This is a genomic window from Streptomyces prasinopilosus (genome assembly GCF_001419695.1).
GTDB classification, from domain to species: Bacteria; Actinomycetota; Actinomycetes; order Streptomycetales; family Streptomycetaceae; genus Streptomyces; species Streptomyces prasinopilosus.
On record NZ_LIRG01000690.1, the window covers coordinates 1 to 5,254 of the forward strand.

5 protein-coding genes and 1 pseudogene are annotated in these 5,254 nt (G+C 75.1%); 1 reads left to right on the plus strand and 5 read right to left on the minus strand.

The genetic code is table 11. The features are described 5' to 3' along the window. The 5 genes and pseudogenes from AOK18_RS34660 to AOK18_RS24615 form a co-directional block, all read right to left on the minus strand. The coding region (locus AOK18_RS34660) for an XdhC family protein (protein ID WP_240503303.1) at positions 1 to 497 on the minus strand (497 nt) is incomplete at both ends. Between the two features lie 2 nt (positions 498 to 499). Next, positions 500 to 1,003: pseudogene (locus tag AOK18_RS34665) on the minus strand (XdhC family protein); the annotation flags it as partial. After that, the gene (locus AOK18_RS24605) at positions 996 to 3,164 is read right to left on the minus strand and encodes a xanthine dehydrogenase family protein molybdopterin-binding subunit (protein ID WP_055695744.1); all 2,169 of its coding nucleotides are present in this window, start codon (positions 3,162 to 3,164) and stop codon (positions 996 to 998) included. The pseudogene AOK18_RS34665 and the gene AOK18_RS24605, both read right to left, overlap by 8 nt. Next, positions 3,161 to 4,153: an FAD binding domain-containing protein gene (locus AOK18_RS24610; RefSeq protein WP_055695745.1), complete on the minus strand. Its 993-nt coding sequence runs from the start codon at positions 4,151 to 4,153 to the stop codon at positions 3,161 to 3,163. Before AOK18_RS24610 ends, AOK18_RS24605 begins: the two co-directional genes overlap by 4 nt. Then, entirely contained in the window at positions 4,150 to 4,707 is a 558-nt protein-coding gene (locus tag AOK18_RS24615) for a 2Fe-2S iron-sulfur cluster-binding protein (protein ID WP_055570880.1), read from the minus strand. Before AOK18_RS24615 ends, AOK18_RS24610 begins: the two co-directional genes overlap by 4 nt. Before the next feature lie 308 nt (positions 4,708 to 5,015). Here AOK18_RS24615 and AOK18_RS34670 point away from each other — a divergent pair. Continuing rightward, positions 5,016 to 5,254 (plus strand): TetR/AcrR family transcriptional regulator (locus tag AOK18_RS34670; protein ID WP_240503304.1); only part of this gene is annotated, 239 nt, incomplete at its 3' end.

Below are 5,254 nucleotides of genomic sequence, written 5' to 3' on the forward strand. Positions count from 1 at the left end.
CCCCCGCTCCGGACTCCCGCCTCCCGTTCCTCCCGGTGGATGGGTGTCCGCATGCCGGTCAGCGGGGCCCCGGTGCCTCCCCGGAGGGTCGCGACGATCTCCGCCGCGATGGACAGGGCGGTCTCCTCCGGCGTTCGCGCCCCGAGGTCCAGCCCGATCGGCGACCTGAGCCGGGCCAGCTCCCGCTCGCCCACGCCCGCCTCGCGCAGCCGCCGCCGGCGGTCCGCGTGGGTCCGGCGTGACCCCATCGCCCCGACGAACGCCACCGGCATCGCCAGCGCCTCCGCCAGCAGGGGGACGTCGAACTTGGCGTCGTGGGTGAGGACGCACAGCACCGTGCGCCCGTCGGTGACCGCGGTACGCAGGTAGCGGTGCGGCCAGTCGACCACGATCTCGTCCGCCTCCGGGAACCGGGCCCGGGTGGCGAAGACCGGCCGGGCGTCGCAGACGGTCACGTGGTAGCCGAGGAACTTGCCGGCCCGCGCCAGGGCCGCCGCNNCGCCCCGGCCGCCGCCGTACGGTCCAGCTCGGGACCGCCGGCGAGGGTGCCCTCGTACGACCCGTCGGGGCGGAGCAGGAGCGCGCCGCCGAGCGTCCCGGCCGGGCCCCGGACGATCCGGGCGAGCGCCACCGGCTCACCGCGGACCACCGCGCCCAGGGCCGCCCGCAGCACTGCGCGGGCGGGGCTGCCCGCGCCCACCGGGACGACCCCGACGTCGATGGTCCCGCCGCAGGTCAACCCGACCGCGAAGGCGTCCTCGTCGCTGTACCCGAACCGCTGCGCCCGCGTCCCGCCGTCGGCGAGCGCCTCGAGGCACAGGTCGTGGACCGCGCCCTCGACGCAGCCGCCCGAGACCGAGCCGATCACCGTGCCGTCACGGTCGACGGCGAGGGCGGCGCCGGGGCCGCGCGGTGCGCTGCCGCTGACGGACACCACGGTGGCGACGGCGAACTCCCGTCCTTCGTCGAGCCATCGGTGCAGCTCACCGGCGATGTCAAACACGCGGTCCGCCCGCGGCGAGGATCCGGTCCGGCCGGATGGGCAGGTTCCGGTGCCGCACCCCGGTCGCGTGCCAGACCGCGTTGGCGATGGCCGCCGCGGCTCCCACGATGCCGACCTCCCCGATGCCCTTGATGCCGACCGGGTCGTCGGGGTCCGGGTCGTCGACCCAGTCCGCCTCGACGACCGGCACGTCGGCGTTCGTGGCGATGTGGTAGCCCGCGAGGTCACCGTTGTAGTGGCCGCCCGAGGCCCGGTCGCGGATCCCCTCCTCGTGCAGGGCCATGGAGATGCCCCAGACCATTCCGCCGACGAGCTGTCCGCGCGCGGTGAGCGGGTTGACGATCCGGCCCGCCGCGAACACCCCGAGCATGCGGCGCACCCGCACCTCGCCGGTGGCGGCGTCCACGGCGACCTCGGCGAACTGCGCCCCGAAGGAGTGCCGTTCCTTCTGGGCGAGGGCGCCCAGGGCCTCGGTGGTGTCGGAGCGCACGGTGATGCCCTCCGCCGGGACGCCGGTCCGCCCCGCCAGGCGTTCCCGCAGTCCGTCGGCCGCGACGGTGATCGCCCAGGCCCAGGAGCGGGTGCCGCTGGAACCGCCGGCGATCATCGCGGGGCCGAAGTCGCTGTCGCCGATCCGCATCCGGATCCGCGCGGGCGCCACCCCGAGCGCGTCGGCGGCGACCAGGGTGAGCGCGGTGCGGGCCCCGGTGCCGATGTCGGCCGCCGCGATCCGCACGGTGAAGGTGCCGTCCGCCTCCGCCGTCACCGCGGCCGTGGAGGGACCGGCGCCCGCGGGGAAGGACGCGGCGGCCGTGCCCGTGCCGATCAGCAGGTTCCCCTCCCGGCGCAGGCCGGGGCGCGGGTCGCGGTCCGCCCAGCCGAAGCGGCGGGCGCCCTCCCGGAAGCAGGCGGCGAGGTGGCGTCCGCCGAACGGCATCCCGGAGACCGGACCCCGTTCGGGTTCGTTGCGCAGGCGCAGTTCGATCGGGTCGACGCCGCACCGCTCGGCGAGTTCGTCGAGCGCGGCCTCCAGCGCGAACGCGCCCGGGGCCTCGCCCGGCGCGCGCATCCAGGTCGGCGACGGCACGTCGAGCCGCACCGCCTCGTTCACGGTGCGGTGGGCGGGGGCGTCGTACATCACCCGGGCCACGCCGGCGCTGGGCTCGACGAAGTCCCAGACCGTCGAGGTCTGGCTGAGCGAGCGGTGCTCCAGGGCGCGCAGCCGCCCGTCGGCGTCGGCGCCGAGCCTGACGCGCTGTGCGGTGGGGCTGCGGTAGCCGGTGAGCGAGAACATCTGACGGCGGTTCAGGACCACGCGGACCGGGCGCCGCAGCGCGGTCGCCGCCATGACGGCGGACACCTGGTGGGCGCGCACGCCCTTGCTGCCGAAGCCGCCGCCGACGTGTTCGGAGCGCACCCGCACGGCGGACGCGTCGAGGGAGAACATCCGGGAGAGTTCGTCGGCGACCCAGGTGGTGCCCTGGTTGGAGTCGACGACGTCGAGCCGCCCGTCGTCCCACCGGGCGGTCGCCGCGTGCGGCTCCATCATGGCGTGGTGTTCTTCGGGGGTGGTGTACTCGACGTCCACGACGTGTGCGGAGGCGGCGAGTTCGGCCTCCAGGTCACCCTTCTCGGTCACCGCGGGCATGTGCCCGTCCAGGGTGAACGCGTCGGGGCGGTCGCCCCTGAACCCGATGTCGTGCGGCTCCTGTTCGTAGGTCACGACCAGGGCCTCGGCCGCCTCGCGGGCCTGTTCGGAGGTCTCGGCGACGACGAGCGCGACGGGCCAGCCCGCGTGCGGGACGCGGTCGTTCTGGAAGACGGCCGCGGTCGGGTCCGGCGGGACGCCCAGCAGGCCGATGTAGTCGAGGTGCAGGCGCGGGGCGTTCCGGTGGTGCAGCACGGTGAGGACGCCCGGCATGGCGAGGACGGGCGCGGTCCCGATGGAGCGGATCCGGCCGCGGGCCACGGTGGACAGCACCAGCCAGCCGTGGGCGAGGTCGGCGAAGGGGATCTCCCCCGCGTACCGGGCGGCCCCGGTCACCTTGTCACGGCCCTCCACGCGCGTGTGCGCGGTGCCGACGGCGCCGGTCACGGTCGCGGGGACGGCCGGGGCGGCATGCGCGGGGGCGGTCTGCGTGCCGGTCGTGGTGACGGTCATCGGGCGGCCTCCTCGGCGAGTTCGGACAGGACGGCCACCACGAGGTTGCGCATGAGGGTCACCTTGTACGCGTTGCCGGGCAGGGGGCGGGCGGCGGCCAGTTCGGCGTCGGCGGCCGCGGCGAAGCGGTCGGCGGTCGCCGGGGCCCCGTCGAGGACGCGTTCGGCGGCGTGCGCCCGCCACGGCCGGGACGCGACCGCGCCGAGGGCGATCCGCGCTTCGCGGACGACGCCGTCGCCGACGTCGAGGGCGGCGGCGACCGAGCCGATCGCGAAGGCGTACGAGGCGCGTTCGCGCACCTTGCGGTAGCGGGAACGAGCGGCCGACGGTACGGGCGGCAGCGTGACGCCGGTGATGAGCGCGCCCCGGGGCAGGGCGGTCTCCCGGTGCGGGGTGTCGCCCACGGGGAGGTAGAAGTCGGCGAGGGGCAGCTCGCCCGGCCCGTCGGCGGTTCGGTACGAGACGACGGCGTCGAACGCGGCCAGCGCCACTCCCATGTCGGAGGGGTGGACGGCGACGCAGTGCTCGGAGGCGCCCAGGACGGCGTGGTGGCGGTGCTCGCCCTCGACGGCGGGGCAACCGCTGCCGGGGAGCCGCTTGTTGCAGGGTTTGGTCACGTCGGCGAAGTAGCCGCAGCGGGTCCGCTGGAGCAGGTTCCCGCCCACGGTGGCCATGTTGCGCAGCTGGCCGGAGGCTCCGGCGAGCACCGCCTCGGTCAGTGCCGGGTAGCGGCGGCGGACCTCGGGGTGGGCGGCGAGGTCGCTGTTGGTCACGGTGGCGCCGATGCGCAGTCCGCCGTCGTCGGCCGGCTCGATCCGGTCCAGGGGGAGCCGGCGCACGTCGACGAGTCGCCCGGGGCGTTCGACGCCGGTCTTCATCAGGTCGACGAGGTTGGTTCCGCCGCCGAGGTAGCGGGCGTCGGGGTCGGCGTCGAGCAGGGCGACCGCGCCCGGGACGTCGTCGGCGCGCCGGTAGTCGAACTCCCTCATGCGACGGCCTCCTCGGTGGCCTCGGTGCGTTCGGCGGCGGCGCGGGCGACGGCCTCGACGATCGAGACGTAGGCGCCGCAGCGGCACAGGTTGCCGCTCATGCGTTCGCGGATCTCGTGCGGGGTCAGCGGCGGCGGCCCCGCTTCGGGCCGCACGTCGTCGGTGACCGCGCTGGGCCAGCCCGCGGCGTGCTCCTCGATGACGGCGACGGCGGAACAGATCTGGCCGGGCGTGCAGTAACCGCACTGGAAGCCGTCCAGGTCGAGGAAGGCCTGCTGCACGGGGTGCAGCCGCTCCCCCTCGGCGAGGCCTTCCACGGTGGTGATCTCCCGGTCCTCCGCCGCCACGGCCAGCTGCAGGCAGGACACGGTGCGGCGGCCGTCCACCAGGACGGTGCAGGCACCGCACTGGCCCTGGTCGCAGCCCTTCTTGGTGCCGGTCAGATCGAGGCGCTCGCGCAGGGCGTCGAGCAGGGTGGTGCGGTGGTCGACGGACAGCGTGTGCTTCTCGCCGTTGATGTTCAGGGTGACGCTGCTGGACGTCGAGGGAGTCATGAGCAGCCTTCCTTCGCGGATCCGTACAGGCCGGAAAGGCTTTCGGGAGACGGACGAGTGGGAGACGGTCAGAAGGACGACGGTCGGAAGGGTGACGGTCGGAAGGGTGACGGGAGGGAGTTCGCCGGCGCACCGGAGGCGCCGGCGTCGGGCGCCCGCGGGCACGGGTGCGCCCGCCCTCCCGCACCGTCCGGGACCACCGCTACGATGCACCGAAGCGGACGGTTGTCCGTTACCGGAAAATTTAGTGGACAGTTGTCCGCTTAGCAAGCACGGGTTTCGGCCATGCCCGGGAGGAGGACGGACGGGTGGGTCAGGACGCGGAGCGGGACACGGGCCGGGATGCGGGCCGCGAGGACACGCCGGGGGGCAAGGACGCGCCCCCGCGCACGCAGGCACCCCTGCGGTCGGACGCGCAGCGCAACCGCGAACGCATCCTGCAGGTCGCGCTGGCCGAATTGACCCGGTCGGCCGACACCCCGCTGAGCGTGATCGCCAAGAAGGCGGGCGTCGGCCAGGGCACGCTCTACCGGAACTTCCCCACCCG

What these genes read in the sequence shown, in the direction of transcription:
- AOK18_RS24605 (WP_055695744.1), bottom strand. Translation starts at nt 3,164, where the DNA reads ATGACCGTCACCACGACCGGCACGCAGACCGCCCCCGCGCATGCCGCC.
- AOK18_RS24610 (WP_055695745.1), bottom strand. Translation starts at nt 4,153, where the DNA reads ATGAGGGAGTTCGACTACCGGCGCGCCGACGACGTCCCGGGCGCGGTC.
- AOK18_RS24615 (WP_055570880.1), bottom strand. Translation starts at nt 4,707, where the DNA reads ATGACTCCCTCGACGTCCAGCAGCGTCACCCTGAACATCAACGGCGAG.